The organism is Burkholderia sp. LMU1-1-1.1, from assembly GCF_040675865.1.
Taxonomy (GTDB): Bacteria; Pseudomonadota; Gammaproteobacteria; order Burkholderiales; family Burkholderiaceae_D; genus Rugamonas.
The window spans coordinates 17245-39395 of sequence record NZ_JBEGHG010000067.1 but is presented as its reverse complement, the minus strand read 5'-3'; the positions used below and the strand labels follow the sequence as shown (position 1 = coordinate 39395).

Annotated in this window: 19 protein-coding genes and 1 pseudogene; 12 read left to right on the top strand and 8 right to left on the bottom strand. The window is 59.4% G+C overall.

Annotated elements, in window-relative coordinates; all coding sequences use genetic code 11:
- The first annotated feature begins 129 nt into the window (after nt 1-129).
- The 5 genes from MRBLMU1_RS27880 (at nt 130) to MRBLMU1_RS27860 (ending at nt 6722) form a co-directional block, all read left to right on the top strand.
- A complete protein-coding gene (locus MRBLMU1_RS27880; RefSeq protein WP_363508824.1) occupies nt 130-1104 on the top strand; it encodes a thymidylate synthase in 975 nt (324 codons plus the stop codon).
- 124 nt (nt 1105-1228) lie between these two features.
- Nucleotides 1229-2605, top strand: coding sequence for an FAD/NAD(P)-binding protein (locus MRBLMU1_RS27875; RefSeq protein WP_363508821.1), 1377 nt, complete (start codon nt 1229-1231; stop codon nt 2603-2605).
- Nucleotides 2606-2673: 68 nt separating this feature from the next.
- Entirely contained in the window at nt 2674-3387 is a 714-nt protein-coding gene (locus tag MRBLMU1_RS27870; protein ID WP_363508818.1) for an alpha/beta fold hydrolase, read from the top strand.
- 907 nt (nt 3388-4294) lie between these two features.
- The gene (locus tag MRBLMU1_RS27865; protein WP_363508815.1) at nt 4295-4837 is read left to right on the top strand and encodes a hypothetical protein; all 543 of its coding nucleotides are present in this window, start codon (nt 4295-4297) and stop codon (nt 4835-4837) included.
- A 331-nt stretch (nt 4838-5168) separates the two neighbouring features.
- Nucleotides 5169-6722: a hypothetical protein gene (locus MRBLMU1_RS27860; RefSeq protein WP_363508812.1), complete on the top strand. Its 1554-nt coding sequence runs from the start codon at nt 5169-5171 to the stop codon at nt 6720-6722.
- Between the two features lie 187 nt (nt 6723-6909).
- On the opposite strand, the gene MRBLMU1_RS27855 is transcribed toward MRBLMU1_RS27860, so the two are convergent.
- Nucleotides 6910-9795, bottom strand: a complete 2886-nt coding sequence (locus MRBLMU1_RS27855) for an insulinase family protein (protein ID WP_363508809.1) — start codon at nt 9793-9795, stop codon at nt 6910-6912.
- Nucleotides 9796-9957: 162 nt separating this feature from the next.
- On the opposite strand from MRBLMU1_RS27855, the gene MRBLMU1_RS27850 reads away from it, so the two are divergent.
- The 4 genes from MRBLMU1_RS27850 to MRBLMU1_RS27835 all read left to right on the top strand — a co-directional run bounded on the left by MRBLMU1_RS27850 (nt 9958) and on the right by MRBLMU1_RS27835 (nt 13808).
- Nucleotides 9958-10443: a dihydrofolate reductase gene (locus tag MRBLMU1_RS27850; RefSeq protein WP_363508806.1), complete on the top strand. Its 486-nt coding sequence runs from the start codon at nt 9958-9960 to the stop codon at nt 10441-10443.
- 27 nt (nt 10444-10470) lie between these two features.
- On the top strand, nt 10471-11037 hold the full coding sequence (locus tag MRBLMU1_RS27845; protein WP_363508803.1) for a DUF4337 domain-containing protein: 567 nt from the start codon (nt 10471-10473) through the stop codon (nt 11035-11037).
- A 211-nt stretch (nt 11038-11248) separates the two neighbouring features.
- A complete protein-coding gene (locus MRBLMU1_RS27840; protein ID WP_363508800.1) occupies nt 11249-13507 on the top strand; it encodes an arginine/lysine/ornithine decarboxylase in 2259 nt (752 codons plus the stop codon).
- A gap of 109 nt (nt 13508-13616) precedes the next feature.
- Nucleotides 13617-13808 (top strand): YqaE/Pmp3 family membrane protein, encoded by a 192-nt coding sequence (locus tag MRBLMU1_RS27835; RefSeq protein ID WP_363508797.1) that lies wholly within the window; start codon nt 13617-13619, stop codon nt 13806-13808.
- 155 nt (nt 13809-13963) lie between these two features.
- Here MRBLMU1_RS27835 and MRBLMU1_RS27830 read toward each other — a convergent pair whose 3' ends face one another.
- The 3 genes from MRBLMU1_RS27830 to MRBLMU1_RS27820 all read right to left on the bottom strand — a co-directional run bounded on the left by MRBLMU1_RS27830 (nt 13964) and on the right by MRBLMU1_RS27820 (nt 16170).
- Entirely contained in the window at nt 13964-14860 is an 897-nt protein-coding gene (locus tag MRBLMU1_RS27830) for an intradiol ring-cleavage dioxygenase (RefSeq protein ID WP_363508794.1), read from the bottom strand.
- A gap of 67 nt (nt 14861-14927) precedes the next feature.
- Nucleotides 14928-15557 carry a hypothetical protein gene (locus MRBLMU1_RS27825; RefSeq protein ID WP_363508791.1) on the bottom strand — a complete coding sequence of 210 codons (630 nt, stop codon included), beginning with the start codon at nt 15555-15557 and terminating at the stop codon, nt 14928-14930.
- A 73-nt stretch (nt 15558-15630) separates the two neighbouring features.
- Nucleotides 15631-16170, bottom strand: coding sequence for a Spy/CpxP family protein refolding chaperone (locus MRBLMU1_RS27820; RefSeq protein WP_363508788.1), 540 nt, complete (start codon nt 16168-16170; stop codon nt 15631-15633).
- A 206-nt stretch (nt 16171-16376) separates the two neighbouring features.
- Between MRBLMU1_RS27820 and MRBLMU1_RS27815 the strand changes: the two genes are divergently transcribed.
- Both MRBLMU1_RS27815 and MRBLMU1_RS27810 read left to right on the top strand, forming a co-directional pair.
- A complete protein-coding gene (locus MRBLMU1_RS27815) occupies nt 16377-17069 on the top strand; it encodes a response regulator transcription factor (RefSeq protein WP_090319468.1) in 693 nt (230 codons plus the stop codon).
- Between the two features lie 3 nt (nt 17070-17072).
- On the top strand, nt 17073-18641 hold the full coding sequence (locus MRBLMU1_RS27810) for a sensor histidine kinase (RefSeq protein ID WP_363508785.1): 1569 nt from the start codon (nt 17073-17075) through the stop codon (nt 18639-18641).
- Between the two features lie 6 nt (nt 18642-18647).
- Here MRBLMU1_RS27810 and MRBLMU1_RS27805 read toward each other — a convergent pair whose 3' ends face one another.
- The 4 genes from MRBLMU1_RS27805 to MRBLMU1_RS27790 form a co-directional block, all read right to left on the bottom strand.
- Entirely contained in the window at nt 18648-19388 is a 741-nt protein-coding gene (locus MRBLMU1_RS27805) for a hypothetical protein (protein WP_363508783.1), read from the bottom strand.
- Between the two features lie 18 nt (nt 19389-19406).
- The gene (dcd, locus tag MRBLMU1_RS27800) at nt 19407-19973 is read right to left on the bottom strand and encodes a dCTP deaminase (protein ID WP_363508780.1); all 567 of its coding nucleotides are present in this window, start codon (nt 19971-19973) and stop codon (nt 19407-19409) included.
- 55 nt (nt 19974-20028) lie between these two features.
- Nucleotides 20029-20877 carry an alpha/beta hydrolase gene (locus tag MRBLMU1_RS27795; protein WP_363508777.1) on the bottom strand — a complete coding sequence of 283 codons (849 nt, stop codon included), beginning with the start codon at nt 20875-20877 and terminating at the stop codon, nt 20029-20031.
- Nucleotides 20878-21030: 153 nt separating this feature from the next.
- Nucleotides 21031-21291: a ComEC/Rec2 family competence protein gene (locus MRBLMU1_RS27790; RefSeq protein WP_363508775.1), complete on the bottom strand. Its 261-nt coding sequence runs from the start codon at nt 21289-21291 to the stop codon at nt 21031-21033.
- A gap of 294 nt (nt 21292-21585) precedes the next feature.
- Between MRBLMU1_RS27790 and MRBLMU1_RS27785 the strand changes: the two are divergent.
- Nucleotides 21586-22011: pseudogene (locus tag MRBLMU1_RS27785) on the top strand (transposase); the annotation flags it as partial.
- Nucleotides 22012-22151 lie beyond the last annotated feature (140 nt).

Here is a 22151-nt window from a genome sequence, read left to right as displayed (position 1 = left end):
AATCCGCCAAGCTCCGTCAGCGGCTCATGGCCGATTACGCGCTGCGCGCTAATCCGCCCTACGTGTTTCCCCGTCAGGTCCTGATAAAATAGCCGCCTTTAGAGCCGTAACGCTCACGTTGGAGAACATATGCAGCAATACCAGGAACTGATCCAAACCGTCCTCGATACCGGCAGCTGGCAAGACAACCGCACCGGCATCCGCACCCTGAGCGTGCCGGGCGCGATGATGCGTTTCGACCTGCTCAACGACGGCTTCCCCGCCGTGACGACCAAGCGCCTGGCCTTCAAATCCGTGGTCGGGGAGCTGTGCGCGTTCCTGCGCGCGTCCCGCAGCGCCGCCGACTTCCGCGCGCTGGGCTGCAAGGTCTGGGACCAGAACGCCAACGAAAACAAACAATGGCTCGAGAATCCGTACCGCCTCGGCGAGGACGACCTTGGCCCGGTCTACGGCATTCAATGGCGCCAGTGGCCCGGCTTCAAGCTGATCGAACTCGATCAACCGGCGCAAATCGCCGACGCCCAGAAAAACGGCTTCCGCCTGATCTCCCAGTTCGACGACGCCGGCGTGCCCAAGGTCCTGCTGCACAAATCAATCGACCAGCTGCGCGAGTGCCTGGACACCATCGTCAACAATCCGGGCAGCCGCCGCATCCTGTTCCACGGCTGGAATCCGGCGGTGCTGGACGCGGTCGCGCTGCCGGCGTGCCATCTGCTGTACCAGTTCATCCCGAATCCGACCACGCGCGAGCTGTCCATGTGCCTCTACGTGCGCTCGAACGACCTGGGTCTGGGCACGCCTTTCAACCTGGCCGAAGGCGCGGCGCTGATGCATCTGGTTGGCCGCCTGACCGGCTACACGCCGCGCTGGTTCAGCTATTTCATCGGCGATGCGCACATCTACGAAAACCACATGGACATGGTCAAGGAACAGTTGACCCGCACGCCGTTCGCGGCGCCGCAACTGCGCATCTCCGACCGCGTGCCGGACTTCGCCAAGACCGGCAAGTACGAGCCTGAATGGCTGGAAAAAATCGAACCGTCCGACTTTTCGCTGGAAGGCTACCAACACCACGCGCCGATCACGGCGCCGATGGCGGTTTAAATCGAGCGAGCCCGTGCGCCGGGCGATCGGGTAGCCTGTGAAAATAAATTTCTTATAAATAAGTAACTATTCAATTTATGATATCAAATCCGCCTCCAAGGCCTATTTGAGAAATTGAAAAAAAATGAAAACCATTGTTATCATCGGCGCCGGCTTTTCCGGCGCCGTTACGACAGTGCAACTTCTTAGGCAGCACCACACCTCTCCCCTGCGCGTGGTATTGGTCAACGGCGGCGAACGCATTGCACGTGGCATGGCCTACGGCACCCAAAGTCCCGACCACACCCTGAATGTACCAGCAGGCAACATGAGCGCGCTCGACGACGACGCGGAGCACTTCCTGCGTTTTGCCCGCACCGTGGATATGCGAATTGATTCCGGCAGCTTCGTCCCGCGCCAGCTCTACGGCGACTACCTGGAATCGTTGCTGGAGCAAGCTGAACGGGATGCTCCGCCACATGTCAAACTTGAACGTGTCTTCCGGTATGTCGCTTCGATACACCCCGCGAACGATGCCGCCGGGCTGGTGGCCCAACTGGATGATGGCTCAACAATCATAGCCGACCACATCGTGTTAGCGCTGGGGTACTTCCCTTCCACTCTCCCGATCGCCGGCAAGGCCATTCTTAGCAGCAAACGGTACCTTGGGGATCCTTGGGAGGCCGGTGGCATGGCACGCATCCCGGCGGATCAACCCGTATTGCTGTTGGGCACGGGATTGACCATGGTGGACACGGCGACAACTCTGCTGAAACAGAATCCTGCGCGTCCAATCATCGCAGTGTCGCGCAGGGGGCTGGTACCACATCCCCATCGTCATGACGGCCATCGGCACGGCGGCGATTCCGGACCGCGGGCCATTTGGGGAGAGGCCACCACCGTGCGGGAACAACTATGCGAATTTCGGCGTTATGTCCGGAGGATCGCGGCGCATGGGCGGGACTGGCGCGACGCCATGGCGCTACTGCGCCCCGTCGCCACGGATATCTGGTTGGAATATACGGAAAAAGAACGAAAACGTTTCTTGCGCCATGTTCAGCCGTACTGGGATATCCATCGCCACCGCCTCTCCCCCACCTTGCACCAGCAACTGACGGAATCACTCCAAGCTGGGGTAATACAAACGTTCGCCGCGCGGATTATTGGCTTTGATGAAAACACTACCGATATCGAGGTGACATTGCGCCGGCGCGGCGCGGCTCGGACGACCGTGGTGCATGCCGGCGCAGTTATCAACTGTACTGGCCCTTGCGCCGATCCGCGCCATAGCGGCAATGCACTAGTCAAGCAACTTCTGCGAGATGGCTTGATACGGGTGGACAGGCTGGGACTGGGACTGGAGGTCGGGAGCGACTGCGCAGCCATCGATCAGCACGGCATGAGCTCCGATTCCCTGTTTTACATCGGTCCTTGGCTGAAAGCCACGTATTGGGAGGCGACCGCCGTCCCGGACCTGCGGCGATTTGCTCTTGCGCTTGCTCAACGGCTCAGCAGATCGTAGATTCGTCGGTTTGCCCTACAATACGGCCGTGCCCACTATCCAACCGGCGATTAAACACGATAAATATAATGACGACCAGACTCGACCTTCTTCCGGGCACCTTGTGCGATGAGCGGATGTGGACCAGGCTCACACCGCTGTTGGGTGACGCCTTCGATTTTAATTATGTACCGCTGCACCAGGCCCGCACACGTCAACAGATGCGGGAGCTGATCGCCACGCACAGCGCGCCGGCGGCCAATCTGGTGGCGTTTTCGCTCGGCGCCTACCTGGCGATCGAACATGCGGTTGCGCATCCCGAGCGCGTGAAGTCGCTGGTGTTGATCGCCAATTCGGCCAAGGGACTGAAACCTGCGGAGGTGCTGGCGCGCGAGCGCATCGTGGCGATGTTGGAGCGAAACGCCTATGCGGGGATGTCGCGACAGAGGTTGCGCGAGTTGCTGCATCCGTCGCATCTGGACGATGAGGCGATTGTCGGGCCGATCCAGCAGATGGCGCTCGATCTTGGCAAGGAGGTGCTGTTGACGCAGTTTGCGACGACCATCGACCGGCCGGATTTGATGGAACGGTTGGCTGAATTGAGATTCCCGGTGCTGATCGTTGGCGCGGAGGAGGACAATCTCGTGCCGCCAGAGGATTTGCGGCAGATGGCTGAGCGCTTTCCCAACGCCAGTTTGCAGATGCTGAAGGGTGATACAGGACATATGATTCCGCTGGAGGCGCCAGAGGCGCTGGCGCGGCATATGCTGGCCTTCCGCCAAAGCGGCGGCCACGGATTTTAATATCTTCTAAACCACGTAGGGCGGATTAGCGAAGCGTAATCCGCCAATGCATGCGCCGCCAACGGATCATAGATGGCGGATTACGCCGTTCCGGCTAATCCGCCCTACGTGTTTCAGAAGTGATTCGCGTTAGCGTGAGCCAGCATACGTGGCCAATCCGCGCCACGTGTTTTAGGCCCATTTAGACGGCGTTGGTCAACTCCACCAAATCCACCGTCTTCAATCCCCACAAGTCCCGCGACAGGTCGTCGAAGACGCGGCGCGGCTGGCCTGTCCGTCTTGGATTCCCCTGCGCACTGAGGCTAGGATGTCGTACAAGGTGCAAATCAACACCGCAATACGAAAACGCTGACGCAACTGTCTGCAGACGCCGCAACGGCGCAAACTACCCGAGTGCGTCAACTGCTCGCGCGAAGAGTTCGGCCCGTCCGATTTCTTCGTACACGAATGGCCACTTCCTCCAAGCCCTCCTTGAGAAGTCTTGCTGAGCAGCTTGCCAGAGGAAAAAGGCTATTCCAAGTACATTCGCAGCGGCGTCAGGTCAACCATTACATGACCGAAGCTAGCGGGTCATCACAGAGTTTTGCGAACGACATACGCTACCAATCCGCGATGCCGATCTTGAAGGCGATGTCTGCCGATATCTTAATGCGGGTGCAGCCCCGTCTTAACCGATGGCAACGAGCCTCGCTTACCGCACCAAGAGGCACATTAATATACTAAAGCCCCCGAGCCGAACGAGGACACAGCAAATCAAGGCATAAGCTGCAGCAAAGGCCCCGCTGGATAGAACAGGAATGCGGTATCATGAATGCCAAATATTTATCTCTAATCGCGTATGCAAAGGTCAACAATCCTAAGCCTTGACGAAATACTCTCAACTTGGCTTCCGCTACGAATGCATGCCGTGAACGACGCTGCGTGGGCGCTGGAACTGCAAACGCGCACCTTTGGCTCCGAAGAAATTTCGCTTTCGATTGGCAATAATTTGAATTATAAAGGCTACGCTGGCAACTTCCTCCAGCCCATATACCAAGTCGGATTTGTGCACGCGCGAGCCTTACTTGAATTTATAGGATTACAAGGAAAAAATGGCCAACTGACCGCAGTTAAAAAACGTAGATCCAGTGATATAGCAATCGAAAATTACAGCGCCAATGGGCACCCTTTGGATAAGGTATCACCCGAGGAAATATGTGCATTCATAAATATGCCTGATCAAGTTGTAGAGTGGGCGCTAGTCAATATTATTGAGATCACAAATAAGTCATTAGCGCATGTCACAACGGGGGAAATACTTACTATGGCCATGCATGGGCAAGTCTGGTGCGCCCTTGCAGAACTACCAAAAGTCATTGAGACGTTTTTTTATAAAAAACTACCTGAAGTTTCGCATATCCAGTTCGACTTCCTCAGCTGGAAAAAAGCAAATGGAAGCAAAATTACCTGATTGTGTGCATGTTCCTGCCGCATGAACTCTAAATACTTCGAATCAGATAAGATTGCTAATCTACATTTCCTTGAATTTCGGGAATTTGCTTGCATCGTTCAAGTTAATTTAAATCGATTAAGCTCTGCTGCTCTAGATGGCAGTCCGTGCCAGCATGAACAAAGACCGGCGCACCTAGTCTTCGATCAATATTTATATTTCATAACCATCGATCATAATTAATAACCAGTCAAAAATGAAAACTGAGATAAGCACCCTTGAATCCCTAGTAGACGCACACTTCCACGCGAATCCCGTCCTCTCACTTCCATTTGGAGTATTATTCAATTTCATGTCTGAAATTGCAACCGTGCGACTAATTGAAGATGGTAATATCGATGTGAATTTCTTGATTCCGCTGATGTTTATTTTTGAACGTGATTTAGACTTAACCCCACTAAGCCTTGAGGTGTGTAGAGATGGTTTTAACGAGATAGCAGCACTTCATCCAGCTGCGATGGATTTGATGAAATGCGCCAACTTGAATATCGTTTTCCCTTTCATACACAGCGGAGTGTATACCTATAAGCGGCTGGATCAGCACACATCGCTGGTCGACTACACCTCCGCAGACGCTTGTCGTGCCGAATTGGTCGACTCAGTACTCTCGAACTTGAGTATTCCTATCATTCCACAGGTGAAGGTGGACGGCGTGCAGGACCATTGGATATCTGTGAAACGCCGGCTGGACAGAAGAGAAGTGCCAAATGTAATAAAGAGCACAGCATACATTGAGAAAATATACGAAGCAATATCTAATTCCTACCGTGAGGCAGTACTAGTTCCCGATACTTTCTATAGCAATCTCGGCTTTACTGACGCGTCCGCATTTCGAAAGATCAGGCAGGCTTTATGTGCCATTTGTTATGCGTATATGCAAACAACGATCGTAGTAAGTCGGTACTGCAAGGGACGTCAACTCGGCGATGAGATCGAATACGCATTACGCAAGGGGCTTTCCATGGCGGTTGTACCGAAATCATCAATAAGAAATATTGCACTAAAACTTACAGGCGCTAAAGAATCTGATTTTAATAAATTCGGTGAATTTTTTTTCGAGAACGGCAGCACGCGGTCCAGCATCAGCAAACGGTTCTTGCCTCCGTTCTGGGATTTGGGTGACTGTTTGTACTTTTGCCCTGGAGCTGCCTTCATGTCTATGTCCGTTCGAAATCTTTTGATTACTGTGCAAAATCATCCGCCATTTTCGGAGAAGTATCATTTTCATGAGCAGATTTCCGACTTGTTCGAACCCATGCTCTTACAGCGTGCAAAGCACCATTTCGAAACAAATGGTTACGCCGTAGTTCTTGAAAAGAAAATTCCCGGTACAGACATTGATTTACTTGCGTACTGCGCGAAGTCCAACACCTTACTCACGGTACAGGCCAAAGCGACCCTATATCCCGAAGGAGCCAGGATGGTCAGAAATCTGGACGGACGGATTAATGAAGGCATAGAACAACTTGGGAAATTCGATCGTTTAAGCCAAAAGGAAAGAATTCGAATTATTAATGATTGCTTTCCGGGTGCGGGAGAAAAAGAGCCTCAGCATATGAACGGAATTCTTACGAATTCTAGTTTCGGAACCTATAAATCCTGGGAACGCATGGAACGCCAAGAGATCATCCCCATCAACTGCAATATTTTACGCCATGTATTGCCGCAGTGCGCTGACCTAACAGAGTTACCCAAGCAAACAAAAAATTATATTGACAGTTGCTTAGCACTTGTGAATTTCGAAATAAAGGACAAGACGTTTGAGATAGCGGATCAAAAGATTCTTCAAAAAAATCTCGATTTCGACATTCGAAAATTATACGAAAAAGGATTAATGAGCGAATAACGACCATTTTTTGACCTCATCGGTTCGAATTTCGTATAATTTGGAAAAGAAACTTACGCACCTTTATTCCGCGTCTCTTGATTGAGCCGCGCACCAACCCGATAAGGTGGGGTCGTACCCCGTACGGGGTACGACCCCTGTGCGCCGACGTGCGGGTTAAATCGCCACGCCGTCGGCGCACTGAGCTTTAAGCGGCGTTGGCCAACTCCACCAAATCCACCGTCTTCAATCCAGACAAGTCCTGCGACAGATCGCCGACGAATGCCGCGCGGCTGGCCTGACCATCCTTGATCCACGTGCGCACCGCCACGCGGATATCGTCCAGCGTGCAATTCAACACCCCGGTGCGGAACTGCTGACGCAATTCCTCGCTGATCCCGCGACGGTACAAACTCCACGCGTGCGTCACCTGCTCGTGCGGCGAATTCGGCTTGTCCAACCCCTTGATCACACAAATGATCGCCTCTTCCAGCTCCTCCTGCGAAAAGTCGTTCTCCAGCATCTGGTCGATAGCCACGTCGAAGTCGGCATACGTTTCAGCCAGGCGCGGATCGCGGTACGAAGCCATGACGAACGTGCCGCTGCCCCCTCCATATCCCGCGCTGCCGCCATACGCCCCACCCTTCTCGCGCAAGGACGCGTGCAGCAGCTGATTGGTCATCAGCTCCGCCGCCACCGCCAACGCCGCCGCACCGGCTTCGTGCACCATCGGCGCACGCCAGGCCACCACACAATGGTTGATCTGGCTGACCGCGTGCAACGCCGCATCCGCCAGCGGCAAACCCTCCGGCGCCGCCGACGTACCCGGCGCCTCGGCCTGCGAAGCCGGCAGCTTGACCATGCGCGCCAGATCGGCACTATCGTCGCCGGAACCGGCCGACAGCATGATCGGCGTCACGCCGGTCACGCGCTTGTGCAGCGCGCTCAGACGCTCGGCGATGGCGGCGATGCCTTCCGGCGTTTTGCTTTGCTCAAGCAGCTTGCCGTAGAACGGCAGCGACGCCGCGCCGCCGACCACGTCGTCGAAGCGGCGCAGCGGCGACAACGGCGCAGTCGCCGCCAGCATGGCGTAGCGGTTGCCCGCCTGCGCCAGGCCGGTCAGCCGGTCCTGCGCTTCGCTGTCGATCAGGAAGGCCAAACGCTCATGCTCGTCGAAACGCGTCTCCGACAAAGTGCGCGAAATCAGCTCCGCGATACCCTCGTGATCCTCGCGCAATCCGCTGGCGCCGAACCACAGCTCCAGGCTCAACGCGCCGCCGGGCTGCTGGGTCGCGTCCAGGCCGACGTCGAACGATGGCGCCATCAGTTGGCGCCACGCGTCGGCGTCCTCGTAATCCATATCGCCGACGCCGATCTCGGTGACCACGTCCGCGTACAGACGCAGCCAAGGCCAGTCGGCGGCTTCGAAATGCGAAACATCGTAGTTCACGCGCGCATACGACAAGCCGTTGGAGGCGATGGTGAACGGCAGCACGCGGCCACTCTGCGCGGCCAGCGGCGCGGGCAAAGGCAGCGCCGGCGCCGGGTGGATGCTGACATCGGACGGACGGATGCGCGGCAACACCTCGGAATTGGACGGCAGTTGCTGGTGCTTGTCCAGTGCCGCCGTCTCGGCTTCGATGCGGGCGCGTTCGTCGGCGGTCAGCGCGGCGTCGCGCGCGGCCAATTGCGCTTCTTCCAGCGCGTCGCGCACCGTGAAGTAGGTGGCGTCCGGGATAACGCGAGTGGTCAGGCGCGTCGGGCTTTCCAGCAGCGAGCGCACCAGCGATTTGAAGTAATCCGGGTCCTGGATCGCCTCTTCCAGCTTGGCCAGGTGGGCTTCGCCGTCGAGCGCGTCGAACACGTCGCCGCCGCGCATGGCCACCGGCAGCGCGTGCAGCAGGCGGCTCAAGGCATTCGGCATGTGGGAGTTGGCGGTGTCGCGCTGGCTGTAGCGGATGTCGCGCAACGCCGCTTGCAGCGCGTCGGTCGGCACGCCCTGCTTCGCCGCGCGCTCCAGCGCGGACCAGATCCGCACGCGTGCTTTTTCGATCTGCGGCTCGGTCAGGCCTTCCATGCCGACGTGGAAAATCAACTGGCGCGGGCCGTCGTCATGCCCGTTCAGGCGCGATGGACGACCATAACCAGCCGATTCCATGGCCTTCATCAGCGGCGACGAGGCGTCGCCAAGCAGGCCGGCGTCGAGCAGGTAGGCATTGTAATAGGCCATCGGGTCGTTCGATTCGCCCAGCAACCACGAAAACTGCAGGCCGTACTCGTCGGCCTTGGCCTGTTGCGACGGGATGCGCACCTCGTTGACGCGCGGCGCGGTCCAGTACTCCGCGAGCTGCGGCAGCATGCGCTCCTGCGCGGCGGCCGGCAATTTGGACAGCACGCGCAGCTTGATCTGCTCCTGGATTTCCTCGGCGCTGATGGCGCCAGCCGTCATGAACACCGCTTGCGACGGATGGTAATGACTGGCGTGGAATTCCTTGAGCATCTCGTGCGTCAGCTCCGGGATCACCAGCGGATCGCCGCCGGATTCCACCTCATAGGTCGTCCCCTTGAGCAGCGTGCCTTCGATGCCGCTGTACAGCGCGCGCATCGGATCGTTGAAAGCGCCCTTCATTTCGTTGAACACCACGCCCTGGTAGGCCAGTTTGCCGTCCTTGAGAACATGGCGCCAGCCTTCCTGCAGGAAGTTCAGGTAGTCCAGGTTTGGGAAAAAGGTCGCGTCCAGATACACATCGAGCAGGTTGAAGAAATCCTTGCGGTCGGTGCTGGCGAACGGGTAGACGGTGCGGTCGGCATACGTGAACGCGTTCATGAAGGTGGCGGTGGAGCGGCGCAGCATCGAGAAAAACGGATCGCGCACGGGATAACGCTCGGAGCCGCACAGCGACAGGTGCTCCAGGATGTGGGCGCGGCCGTCGCTGACGTCCGGCACCGTCGGGAAGGCGACCAGGAACACCAGCTCCTGCTGGTCGCTGGCCAGATGGATGTGGCGCGCGCCGCTGCGCGGCTCGATATATTCTTCAACGGTCGCTTGCAGGGACGGGATGGAACGGCTGCCGGTTTTTTCGAAATTCGTCATAGGTACTCGGTATGGCCAGAAGGCCGGATTCATAGGGTGTTCGCGCCAGCGTTCGCGCTTGCTACTCGCTCTGGCAAATTACTCAACGGTCATGGAAGCGGACCGCAATTTCAACGATAATACCAGCCACCGGGAATTCTCACCCAACCTTACAGAGTATCCATGAGCACACTGACCATCATCGTCGCCACCGACCAGCAAGGCGGCATCGGCATCAACAACACTTTGCCGTGGAAATTGCCGGAGGATCTGGCCCATTTCAAGCGCCTGACCACCGGCCATCCAATCATCATGGGCCGCAAAACCTTCGATTCGATCGGCCGTCCGCTGCCCAACCGCCGCAACATCGTCATCACCCGCAACGCCGACTGGCGCCATGACGGCGTCGAGGCGATGGACTCGGTCGACGCGGCCATCGCGCTGCTGGACGGCGCCGAAGGCTACGTCATCGGCGGCGCCGAGATCTACAAGCAGTCCATGGCCCTGACCGACCGCTTGATCGTCACCGAGGTCGGCCACACCTTCGACTGCGACGCCTTCTTCCCCGCAATCGACCACGCCGTGTGGGAAGAAACCGGCCGCGAGCAGCACACCTCCGAAACGTCCGGCTTGCCGTACGCGTTCGTCACCTATCGTCGCAAAGTCTAACTTTACTCTTCAAGGATTTAACCAATCATGTCAGGTCAAGGTTTTCACGTACACGGACCGCACGATCACGCGGTGGAACACGCAGCCCACGGAAACGATGGCTTTTCGAACAATATTGCCGTCATGACGGCCATCCTGGCGACCGTCGGCGCCGCTTTCGGTTATCTGGGCGGGGCGACGCAGAACGACGCGGCCATGTTCAAGAACAACGCCGCGATCGACAAGACGCAGGCCGCCAACAGCTGGAATTACTACCAGGCCAAATCCAGCAAGCAGAACCTGGCCGAGCTGGCCATGACCCTGCCCGGGGTGGACCCTAAGAAATATGAGGCCGAGGTGGCCCGCTACAAGGCCGAAAAGGACGATATCCGCAAGGAAGCCGAGAAATGGGAGGAATCGTCGAAAGAATGGAATCACAAGTCCGACGAGGCCATGCATCATCATCACCAATGGGCGCTGGCGACCACCGCCGAGCAGATCGCCATTTCGCTGGCGGCCATTACCCTGCTCACCCGCAAGAAATGGATGATGGGCCTGGCGTACGGCGTGGCCGGCGTGGGCATTGCGCTGGGCGTCATCGCCTGGCTCCATTAAGGTCTGGCCGGCTGTAATACGCCCGTCACACCGCTGAGGCACTCTACTGCGCGGTTTGGTCATTTTTTCTATATGATATTTTTTTCCCGCAGCGGGCGCATTTCTGCGAGAATCCCGTTCTTATTTTTTTTCTGCGATTCCTAGCAATAGTGTCGCGCCCTGTCCGCCCCTTCACATTTGTCAGGGGCGGCTTGCTTTTTTGGAGACATGCATGAAATTTCGTTTCCCCATCGTCATCATCGACGAGGATTTCCGTTCCGAGAACACGTCCGGCCTGGGCATTCGCGCCCTCGCCGATGCAATGGAAAAAGAAGGCATGGAAGTGGTGGGCGTGACCAGCTACGGCGACCTGTCCCAGTTCGCCCAGCAGCAATCGCGCGCGTCGGCCTTCGTGCTGTCGATCGATGACGAGGAATTCGGCGCCGGCTCGGTCGAGGAGACCGACACCGCGCTCAAATCGCTGCGCGCCTTCGTCGAGGAAATCCGCTACAAGAACGCCGACATCCCGATCTACCTGTACGGCGAAACGCGCACCTCGCGCCACATCCCCAACGACATCCTGCGCGAGCTGCACGGCTTCATCCACATGTTCGAGGACACGCCGGAATTCGTCGCGCGCCACATCATCCGCGAAGCCAAGTCCTATCTGGACGGCCTGTCGCCGCCGTTCTTCCGGGCGCTGGTCCACTACGCCAACGACGGCTCGTACTCGTGGCACTGCCCCGGCCACTCGGGCGGCGTGGCCTTCCTGAAGTCGCCGATCGGCCAGATGTTCCACCAGTTCTTCGGCGAGAACATGCTGCGCGCCGACGTCTGCAACGCCGTCGAGGAACTCGGCCAGCTACTCGACCACACCGGCCCGGTGGCCGCGTCCGAGCGCAACGCCGCGCGCATCTTCAACGCCGACCACTGCTACTTCGTCACCAACGGCACCTCGACGTCGAACAAGATGGTCTGGCACTCGACCGTGGCGCCGGGCGACATCGTCGTCGTCGACCGCAACTGCCACAAGTCCATCCTGCACTCGATCATCATGTGCGGCGCGATCCCGGTGTTCCTGATGCCGACGCGTAACCACCTGGGCATCATCGGTCCGATTCCGCTGGAAGAGTTCTCGATGGAGAGCATCATGCGCAAGATCGAGGCGAATCCGTTCGCCCGCGAAGCCAAAAACAAGAAGCCGCGCATCCTGACCATCACGCAGTCGACCTACGACGGCGTGGTCTACAACGTCGAAACCCTGCGCGAACTGCTGGACGGCAAAATCGACACCCTGCACTTCGACGAAGCGTGGCTGCCGCACGCCACCTTCCACGACTTCTACAAGGACATGCACGCGATCGGCAAGGATCGTCCGCGCGCGAAAGAGTCGATGATCTTCTCGACCCAGTCGACCCACAAGCTGCTCGCCGGCCTGTCGCAGGCCTCGCAGGTGCTGGTGCGCGAATCGGAAACGGTCAAGTTGGACCGCGACGCCTTCAACGAGGCGTACCTGATGCACACCTCGACCTCGCCACAGTACTCGATCATCGCCTCGTGCGACGTCGCCGCGGCCATGATGGAAGCGCCGGGCGGCACCGCGCTGGTCGAGGAATCGATCCTGGAGGCGCTGGACTTCCGCCGCGCCATGCAGAAGATCGACCAGGAATGGGGCAAGGACTGGTGGTTCCAGGTGTGGGGCCCGCAGAACTTCGCCGAAGAAGGCATCGGTTCGCGCGAAGACTGGGTCATCCGCGCCGAGGACGACTGGCACGGCTTCGGCAACCTGGCGCCGAACTTCAACATGCTCGACCCGATCAAGGCGACCATCGTCAACCCGGGCCTGTCGCTCGACGGCCAGTTCGCCGACAGCGGCATCCCGGCGTCGATCGTCACCAAGTACCTGGCCGAGCACGGCGTCATCATCGAGAAGTGCGGCCTGTACTCGTTCTTCATCATGTTCACCATCGGCATCACCAAGGGCCGCTGGAATACCCTGCTGACGGCGTTGCAGCAGTTCAAGGACGACTACGACAAGAACCAGCCGATGTGGCGCATCCTGCCGGAATTCGCGGCCGCCAACCCGACCTACGAAAAAATGGGCCTGCGCGACCTGTGCCAGCAGATCCACGATTTCTACAAGGCCTACGACGTCGCGCGCCTGACGACCGAAATGTACCTGTCGGACATGATCCCGGCGATGAAACCGTCGGACGCGTTCGCCAAGATGGCGCACCGCGAGATCGAGCGCGTGGCGATCGAGGAGCTGGAAGGCCGTATCACGTCGATCCTGCTGACGCCTTACCCACCGGGCATTCCTCTGCTGATTCCGGGCGAGCGCTTCAACAGGACCATCGTCGACTACCTGCGCTTCGCGCGCGACTTCAACGAGCGCTTCCCCGGCTTCGAGACGGACGTGCACGGCCTGGTCAAGCGCGAGGTCGATGGCAAGCGTGGTTACTTCGTCGATTGCGTCAAGCTGGACGCTTGATGGGTTGGCCGGGATGGTCCGGCCGATGTGCTAATGATATGATAGATTTCGGGCTTGGGCGTGCCGCCGGCGCGCCCCTGTCGTCATCCGATAGAGAGACAAGAACTACATGCGCCTTCTTATTGCCCTGATCCTTCCGTGGCTGACGTTCTTCACGATCGGCCGTCCGTTCGCCGGCATCATCTGCCTGATCCTGCAAATCACCGTGATCGGCTGGTTGCCGGCGGCGATCTGGGCGGTGTATTCGCTGAGCCAGTACAAGACCGACCAGAAAATCCGCGACGCCTTGGGCGGCCGCTGACGGTCGATTTGCTACGGATACACGTAGGGCGGATTAGCGAAGCGTAATCGGCCATGCATGAGCCGCCAACGGCTCACCCATGGCCGATTACGGCGTTCCGCCTAATCCGCCCTACGTGTCTCCGAGGTACTTCCACGTAGTGGCCATATCGGACGTTAGCCGGCCACACCCACCGTCAACGTCGCCACATAGCCGTCGGTCGCATTCCCCGTCACCGTAGACATCTGCAGCGAATAGCCATCACTGAACACATTGTCGGTCGCCAGGCTGATCGCGGCCATATTGCGCACGCTGGCGCTGTAGCCGGTCGTGGCGTACACCTCATTACAGGTCGCCACCGGGAAGGTGAACTGCGATGTCTTGATGCGGTTGGCCGCACTGGTCGCCGCCGCCAACGATCGGTACACCTCGAAGTGCACGTGCGGCACCCGCCCGGAATAGCAGCCGGGGAAAATCGTCGTGAACGACGCATTGCCGCTGCTGTCGGTCGCCTGGACCCCGCGCAGATAGTTTTGCGTCGTCACGCCGCTCGAATATAACGAGTAGTTTCCGTCGCGGTCGCAATGCCACAGATAGATCGCATAGCCGTCCAGCGACGCGCAACTGCCGTTGACATTGACCACCTGCAGTTTGATCGTCAGCGGCACGCCCGCCGCCACGCCGGTCGGACCATTGAAGCTGCTGCGGATGTCGCTGCGCACGACGCCCGATTGCGTCAGCACATTGACCACGCCGTTGGCATTGCTGTTGGTGCCGTCGCCCGGATACGGGCCACCGGTCTCCTCCGGGATCACCGAGCACGAGCCGGCCGTGGTCGTGGTGGTCGTCGTCGGCGTGGTTGTCGTGGTGGTGGTGGTGGCTGGCGTGGTCGTCGCCGTCGTGCTGGCGGTATCGCTGGCGCTGTCCGAACCGCCGCCGCAACCCATCATCGGCAGCGCCGAGGCGCCCGCCAACAGCCAGCGCAAGGTCTGGCGACGGTCGCTGGTCAGATTGAGCATCGCGGTCAGATCGGCCGCCAGACTGTGTTCGTGATTATCGTCATGATGTTCCATGCTTGCTCCTTACTTGTGTGATTAAGCCGCCACCGCGCGATGGCCGGGGTGGCTGGCGGTGCTTCGATTAAACCGTTGTGTTGACCAAATTACCGCTGCTGCCGCTGGTCCCTACCTTGGAAGACAGCGCCTCCAGGAAGGCCGCCAGTTTAGTGCCGGCGTCCGTGCCATCCGTGCTCTCCGTGGCGGTGCCGCCGCCCAGCTTTTCCAACAGATTTTGGAAAGTCGCCTCCAACTCGCTGACCGCGTCCGTCCCGTCGGCGCTGCCGGTTGTGGTGTCGCCGGAGCCCAGCTTGGCGATCAGGCTTTGCAGATCCGATTCCAGCTTGCCGGAACCGCCACCGCCCTTGCCCGCCGCTTCGCTGTATGGCGGCGGCGCTTCGGCCTGGCCGCTGTTCTGCGCGTGCAGCGCGCCCATCAAACTTTGCAGGAAGCTGCCCAGCGCGTCGGCCACGGTGCCGGCGTCGGTCGCCTCGGTGGCATCGGTGGCGGCGGTGCTACCTGTGCCGCTGGCGGACGTATCCGTGACGCCGATCGATTTCAGCGCTTCGGCGATGGCGTCGGCGAAGCCGCCACCATCCGGCGGTGGCGGCCGGCGCGCAGCTTCGGTGCCGCTGGTGGAGTTGCCGCCGTCAAGACGGTTCAGAAAACTGATTTGGCTGGCCGCGCTGGTGGAACTGAGGGCATTGATCGACATGAGTTTCTCCGCTTATTTGATTTGATTCGAGGGTGGTACGGTGCTGCGCTGCATAAACCCGATGGCTGGCGATCTAGGGGCGCGGACGGCGCGGCTTGTCGTCGCCGTTCTGTTCCTCGGCCTGTTTTTTGCGCTGTTCCGGCGTGAGTACCGCCAGCAGTTTTTGTTCGGTGCGCGCGCGCTGCAAAGCGATATTGGCCATGGCGGTGCCGGCGGCGCGCGCCAGCGAGGCGGCCTTGGCGTCGTCGTACTTGTCGGCGCCGGCGAGCTCGCGCAACGCCTCGTGCGCCTTGGCGGCGGCCTTGCCCTGCTCGCGCAGATACGGCTTCTCTTCGTGCAGGATCGCGAAGACCTTATCTTGCTGCGCTTCGCTCAGCTCGACGCCGCGCATGAATGGCGAACGCCCGCCCATGCCCGGACCGCCGAACGGCGGCATGCCGCCATGCATCTCCGGTCCGTTGCCGGGACCGTCCTGATCCGGCCCGCCATGCATCATCGGCGGGCGGTCGCCGCCCATCTCATTTGCGCTGGGGGCGCCGCTCGCGGCGTACAACGGCAGCGCGACCGCCATGGCCAGCAAGAGCTTCTGTACGCTTGTTTTGTTGTTTTTCATATAAATCCATCCTTATTTGAATTGGAAGACGCCATTCTCTAGTTGCCGTATGTTAAGTAGCGTAAGGACAACGTAAATCGACGTAAAAGCGGTCGTTCCGACGGAATTACGTTCAGGCAAGCCGTTGTAAATCGGCGTAAAAGTGGGCGGGCGGGGTCCGCCCCACTGGTATGATTGACGATCCTTATAGAAAGAATTGCGCAGCAATGAAGAGCAAAGTACTGTTGATCGACGACGACATCGAGCTGGTGGGCATGTTCCAGGAGTATCTGGAACAGGAAGGCTTCGACGTCAAGGCCGTCCACGACGGCGAAGCAGGCACCGCCGAAGCGGCCACCGGGCAGTACGCCATCGCCATCCTCGACGTGATGATGCCGCGCATGAACGGCCTGGAGACGCTGCGCCGCATCCGCACCAACAGCCAGCTGCCGATCCTGATGCTCACCGGCCGCGGCGACGACACCGACCGCATCGTCGGCCTCGAGCTGGGCGCCGACGACTACGTCACCAAGCCATGCACGCCGCGCGAGCTGACGGCCCGCATCCGCGCCATCCTGCGCCGGGCGCAAAGCGCGCCGACCGACAACGGGACGCCGGCCGCCCTCAACGTCGGCCAGCTGACCATGTGGCCGGAGCAGCGCCGCGCCGCCTGGGCCGGCGCCAAGCTGGAACTGACCAGCACCGAATTCAATCTGCTCGAAGTCCTGGCGCGCAACGCAGGACGCCCGGTCAGCAAGAACACCTTGTCGGAACAGGGTCTGGGCCGCCCGCTGGCGCGCTTCGACCGCAACATCGACGTCCACCTGAGCAGCTTGCGCCATAAACTCGGCACCATCGCCGACGGCCGCTCATGCCTCCAAACGGTCTACCGCCTTGGCTACCAGCTGATCAAGGAGTAGCCTGTGGGCCGTCTGTTCTGGAAGTTCTTCGTGTGCATACTGCTGGCACAGATGACGGCGACCGTGGGCGTCCTCGGCGGCATCTGGCTCAAGGACCGCAGCCAGCAAAGCGCCACCCCGGCCGACATCGACACCAGCCCGCCGGCGGAAATCGCCATCAACGCGGCCGCCGCCACACTGGAATACGGCGGCACCAACGCCCTGCGGCGCATGCTCGAAAATATGGACAGGCGGCGCGTCTACGCGGTTGACGACGAAGGCCGCGAGATGCTGGGCCGTATCGTCAGCCAGGCCATGCTGCGCGAATCGCGCGCGCTGCTCAAGGACGACGGCAAGCGCCGCGTGGTGCGTCAGGTGTACGACCCGCAGGGCAACCGCTATATGCTGTTCCTGCCGTGGGCCGAGCGCCAGCGCGGCTTCGACAGCGAGTCGCGACAGCTGCTCGCCGGTTTGAAGAGCCAGCAGATGCTGCTGGAGGATCGGCGCGGCGGCGGCGATTTCGACGGCCGTTTCGATCCGAACCGGCCCGGCGGGCCCGGCGGGCCTGGCGGTCCGCCGCCGGACGGCGCGCCCCCCGGCAACCCGCCGCCCGGCCAGGCGCAAGGCGGCAACGGCGCCAATGGCGCGCCGGGCATGCAAGGCCCGCGCGGGCCGATGGGTCCACGATTCCAGCCGCTCACGCCATGGATACCGATCGTCGCCGCGATTTTCGCCAGCCTGCTGTTCTCGGTGATCCTGGCTTGGTATTTCTCGCGGCCGATCCGCGCCTTGCGGGCGGCGTTCGATGCCGCCGCCGGCGGCGACCTGGCGCCGCGCTTCGTCAGCGCGTCCGGTAAAAGCCTCGCGGAACTGAACGACCTTGGTCGCGATTTCGACCGCATGACGGCGCGCCTGCGCAATCTGATCGACGGCCAGACACGCCTGCTGCACGACGTCTCGCACGAACTGCGCTCGCCGCTGGCGCGGCTGCAGGCGGCGATCGGCCTGGCGCACCAGCAACCGGACAAAATCGCCGCCTCGATGGAGCGCATAGAACGCGAGAGCGTCCGCATGGACAAACTGGTGGGCGAGCTGCTGACGTTGGCGCGTCTGGAGGCCGGCGCGATCAAGGCCAGCCAGGAAGAGATCAGCATGGCCGATCTGCTGGAGCAAATCGCCGACGACGCCAGTTACGAGGCGGCCAGCCAGCAACGCAGCGTGGTGCGCGAGGGCGACGCCGACGTGCTGGTGGTCGGCCAAGCCGATTTGCTGGGGCGCGCGATTGAGAACGTGGTCCGCAACGCCATCAAGCACAGCGCCGAGGGCGGCGAAGTGCAGCTGCAGGTGCGCTCCCTGCCCGATGCGCGCCAACTGTGCATCCGCGTGCTCGATCGGGGCCCGGGCGTGGCGCCGGCCGATCTGGAAACCATCTTCCAGCCCTTCTTCCGCTCCGCGAACGCCGGCGCCGAAGGCCACGGCCTGGGCCTGGCGATCGCCCAGCATGTGATCGAAGCGCACGGCGGAAGTATAAAAGCCACCAACCGTGCGGGTGGTGGCTTGTGTGTCGAGATGATCCTCCCGGTGAAGCTGTAAAACCGCTTATTCGCGGCGCCGGTATTCCAGATGCTGGCTGCTCACGCCTTGCGTGACGAAGTCCGCGTCTTCCGGAACTTGCACGTTGAAGAAATCCCACTTGAAGATCGGAAGAAAATTGAATTTCTTCGATTTGAATATGCCGCGATTTCGCTTGAGCTCGCTGTACCGGTCTCCCTTGAATTCCTTATTCACCGCCGTAAACGGCAGCATATGCTCGGCCATATCGGGGAAATGCAAGGTCGAGTTTTTTTGTTTGAAATCTTCGAAAATCTGGAACTGGTCGCGGCAAATCACCTGGATCGCCGTTTCCGGGAAGTTGTTATGCTGGGTCCACAGCACATGCCAGCCAGTGCTGGTCTGGTCGATGAAATCGCGCAGGCGCGGGCTTAAGATATACGCGTCCGACTCGATATGGATGATTTTATCGACGTCCAGTTGCCGGGCCACCTCCACCGAATGAAGAAAGCTGCGCCACCAACCGGGATAGTCCTTAATACTCTGCCGCCCCAGGTTATCGTCGAATCGAATGATTAAATTCTTATCTTCCACCGATGCCAGAGGGGTGGTATTGGAAACCGTCTTGATGATTTCAGCCGGTGGCAGGTACGGCGACCCATCGTCGATCATGATTCTTTTGACTACATCCAGCGGAAAATCCTGATAATAATCGAGCCAGCGCTTATATCGAGTTTCCCAGGCATCGGCGTCTCTGATATAGCTCGTGCAAAAGATTATTGATTTCATCAGGTATTCCGGGCGCCCTTAAGCTTTCGGCAAGGTAACGCCGTGCTGGCCCTGATATTTGCCGTTGCGGTCCTTGTACGACACTTCGCAGACGTCATCGCTCTCGAAGAACAGCACTTGGGCGCAGCCCTCCCCGGCGTAAATCTTTGCTGGCAGCGGTGTGGTGTTGGAGAATTCCAGCGTCACATAGCCTTCCCATTCCGGCTCGAACGGCGTCACGTTGACGATGATGCCGCAACGCGCGTAGGTCGATTTACCCAGGCAGACGGTCAGCACGCTGCGCGGAATACGGAAGTACTCCATCGTACGGGCCAGCGCGAAGGAGTTCGGCGGGATGATACAGACATCGCTCTTGACGTCGACAAAGGAGTTCGAATCGAAGTTCTTCGGATCGACGATAGTGCTGTTAATGTTCGTGAAGATCTTGAATTCGTCGGCGCAGCGGATATCGTAGCCATACGACGAGGTACCGTACGAGATGACTTTGCGGCCATCCTGTTCGCGCACCTGGTCCGGGAAGAACGGCTCGATCATCCCATGCTGCTCCGCCATGCGGCGTATCCATTTATCGCTTTTAATCGTCATCGCAAGGTATTCCTAAAATTGCCGGGGGGCGCTACCGCGCCGAATGGACGAGATTTTACGCGAAAGCCCCGTATTTAAGAACTTTTTTAGCGCCGCCGGCGGTGGATTGTTCGTCCAACAGACCGGCGATCATATCGGCCGTGGCATCGGCGGCCGCCGCCGGCGTCTCCATCGGGAACAGATGGCCGCCGGGGATCAGCCGGAAGTGGCGGCCCACCAGCGCCTGCGTGTGTTCATGGCCGGATTGGCTGGTTTCCCACGAATCGGTGCCGCCGATAAAACCGATCGGCACCGGAAAGCGCCCGCGCACCAGTTTGGGCAGGTGATGCGGTAAGGTGGCGTAGACCGCCGTCTCGATCTCCCGTGTGTAGCGCAACTGGACCCCATCCGGGTGCGGTTTGAGTCCGTTGTCGATGTAATCGGTCAGCACTCCCGGCGCCCAGGCGGCGAAGATATCCTTGCTGGCGAAATGCTCATACGCGGCGGCGGCGCTTGGCCACACATTCCGGCGGCGCTTGGAGAATTTGGCCGGCGGGACGTCGTAAGCCTTTCCAACCAGCTTGATGGTCCGCCAGACCAGCGCGCGCCAGCCCGCGACCACCGGCGCATCCAGCATGACGACGCAGCGCACCAAGTCCGGCCGCGCGTGGGCGACCAATAAACTCAGCATGCCCCCCAAAGAGTGCCCGACGAGGATCACCGGTTCCGTGTAGCGCGCGGTCAGTTCGGCGATGTATTCGTCCACAAGACGCGGCCAGCAGTCGGTGACCGGATAATTTGGATTATGCGCGTGCATATCAAGCGCCTGGATATCGAATTGATCGTTCAAGCGCTCGAAGAACTGGCGGTACACGCCCGCCGGATAGCTATTGGCATGGGCGAAATGCAGCTTGGGCTTGCTCACAAGCGGTCTCCGTATGGTTATTGTCGACCAATTGTAACGGCAGTTCCGGCAACAAGCTGGTGGGAATGCTCTAATTCCACTCCGGGGTCAGGTCCACCATTTCTACACGAGCTCGAGCTTAAAGCGCTGTTAAAGGCGAACCCGGCCTGGCGATCACTGGCCATACCAATAACGCGCATGCGTCTCGCGATAGCTGGAGATCCGGATCGTCTGGCCGAAATCGAGGGTCAAGGCACCCGATTGGTCGGTGCGCAGGCGCTGGATTCGCAGCTCGCCATAGCGCTCGAAGACTTCTTTTTTAGGATGTTGATAACGATTTCGGTAGCCAACCTGGAACACGGCTGCCTGTGGATCCACCGCCTTTAGAAATTCCAGCGTCGAACTGGTGCCACTGCCGAGCCTTATATTGAGCATACTTTGTCTCAAACTGAGAATCGCCTTTATCTAAAGGCTCTAACGGCTTGAGACATATGAAAATGTCTCATGGCCCGTAAGCGCCAATTTGCCCCATGACCATCTCCGCTACGCGGGGTAATCTGCAAGGTTCCCATAGGTAGGGCTTTGGTTGGCTTCATCGACCTTCGCGATGATGACCTTGATCGTTAGCCCTTCGCTCCACCTTAGAAATCATCGCCAAACTTCATTCGAGGGGCAAAGATAATGAACGGCATAAAATGTCGCTGAGGACGGTGGAAGAGGATGACGCTGGCATCATGGAAGGACCGTAAGGAACTGGCTGCGTCCTTGAAACCGGTCTACCAGGCCGCCAACGCGGACTTGGCGGCTGTGGCGCTCGATGAGTTTGCAGAAGGACCATGGGGCACTAAATTCCCGACGGTGGCTGCCATGTGGCGGCGCCAGTGGCAACAGGTCATTCCCTTCTTCGCGTATCCGCCGGAAGTGAGGACGATCATCTACACCACAAATGCCATTGAGAGCCTGCATATGCGCTTTCGGAAGATCGTCAAGAACCGGGGCCACTTCCCCAGCGACGACGCTGCCAGCAAGCTACTCTACCTGGCCTTGCGCAATATCAAAAAAGATTGGAAGATGCCGCAGCGGACGTGGAAGCAGGCGGCCAATCAGTTCGCCATCATGTTCGGCGAGCGCTTCACGAATGGCGACGTCGAATAACTCATTTTTGACGGCGTGAGCTGATGCGCAAGCCGCCTTCGAGAAATTCCGTCGTAGTTCGGCCGGTTGCGCCGGCCAGCGTCGCGATGTCGATGGAAGCGCCATAACGCGGCAAGCTGGCCGCATTCTGCCGCTGCTGC

Excerpts from the sequence above, each read along its gene's own strand:
- MRBLMU1_RS27880 (WP_363508824.1), top strand. The coding sequence starts at position 130 with ATGCAGCAATACCAGGAACTGATCCAAACCGTCCTCGATACCGGCAGC.
- MRBLMU1_RS27875 (WP_363508821.1), top strand. The coding sequence starts at position 1,229 with ATGAAAACCATTGTTATCATCGGCGCCGGCTTTTCCGGCGCCGTTACG.
- MRBLMU1_RS27870 (WP_363508818.1), top strand. The coding sequence starts at position 2,674 with ATGACGACCAGACTCGACCTTCTTCCGGGCACCTTGTGCGATGAGCGG.
- MRBLMU1_RS27860 (WP_363508812.1), top strand. The coding sequence starts at position 5,169 with ATGTCTGAAATTGCAACCGTGCGACTAATTGAAGATGGTAATATCGAT.
- MRBLMU1_RS27855 (WP_363508809.1), bottom strand. The coding sequence starts at position 9,795 with ATGACGAATTTCGAAAAAACCGGCAGCCGTTCCATCCCGTCCCTGCAA.
- MRBLMU1_RS27850 (WP_363508806.1), top strand. The coding sequence starts at position 9,958 with ATGAGCACACTGACCATCATCGTCGCCACCGACCAGCAAGGCGGCATC.
- MRBLMU1_RS27845 (WP_363508803.1), top strand. The coding sequence starts at position 10,471 with ATGTCAGGTCAAGGTTTTCACGTACACGGACCGCACGATCACGCGGTG.
- MRBLMU1_RS27840 (WP_363508800.1), top strand. The coding sequence starts at position 11,249 with ATGAAATTTCGTTTCCCCATCGTCATCATCGACGAGGATTTCCGTTCC.
- MRBLMU1_RS27835 (WP_363508797.1), top strand. The coding sequence starts at position 13,617 with ATGCGCCTTCTTATTGCCCTGATCCTTCCGTGGCTGACGTTCTTCACG.
- MRBLMU1_RS27830 (WP_363508794.1), bottom strand. The coding sequence starts at position 14,860 with ATGGAACATCATGACGATAATCACGAACACAGTCTGGCGGCCGATCTG.
- MRBLMU1_RS27825 (WP_363508791.1), bottom strand. The coding sequence starts at position 15,557 with ATGTCGATCAATGCCCTCAGTTCCACCAGCGCGGCCAGCCAAATCAGT.
- MRBLMU1_RS27820 (WP_363508788.1), bottom strand. The coding sequence starts at position 16,170 with ATGAAAAACAACAAAACAAGCGTACAGAAGCTCTTGCTGGCCATGGCG.
- MRBLMU1_RS27815 (WP_090319468.1), top strand. The coding sequence starts at position 16,377 with ATGAAGAGCAAAGTACTGTTGATCGACGACGACATCGAGCTGGTGGGC.
- MRBLMU1_RS27805 (WP_363508783.1), bottom strand. The coding sequence starts at position 19,388 with ATGAAATCAATAATCTTTTGCACGAGCTATATCAGAGACGCCGATGCC.
- dcd (WP_363508780.1), bottom strand. The coding sequence starts at position 19,973 with ATGACGATTAAAAGCGATAAATGGATACGCCGCATGGCGGAGCAGCAT.
- MRBLMU1_RS27790 (WP_363508775.1), bottom strand. The coding sequence starts at position 21,291 with ATGCTCAATATAAGGCTCGGCAGTGGCACCAGTTCGACGCTGGAATTT.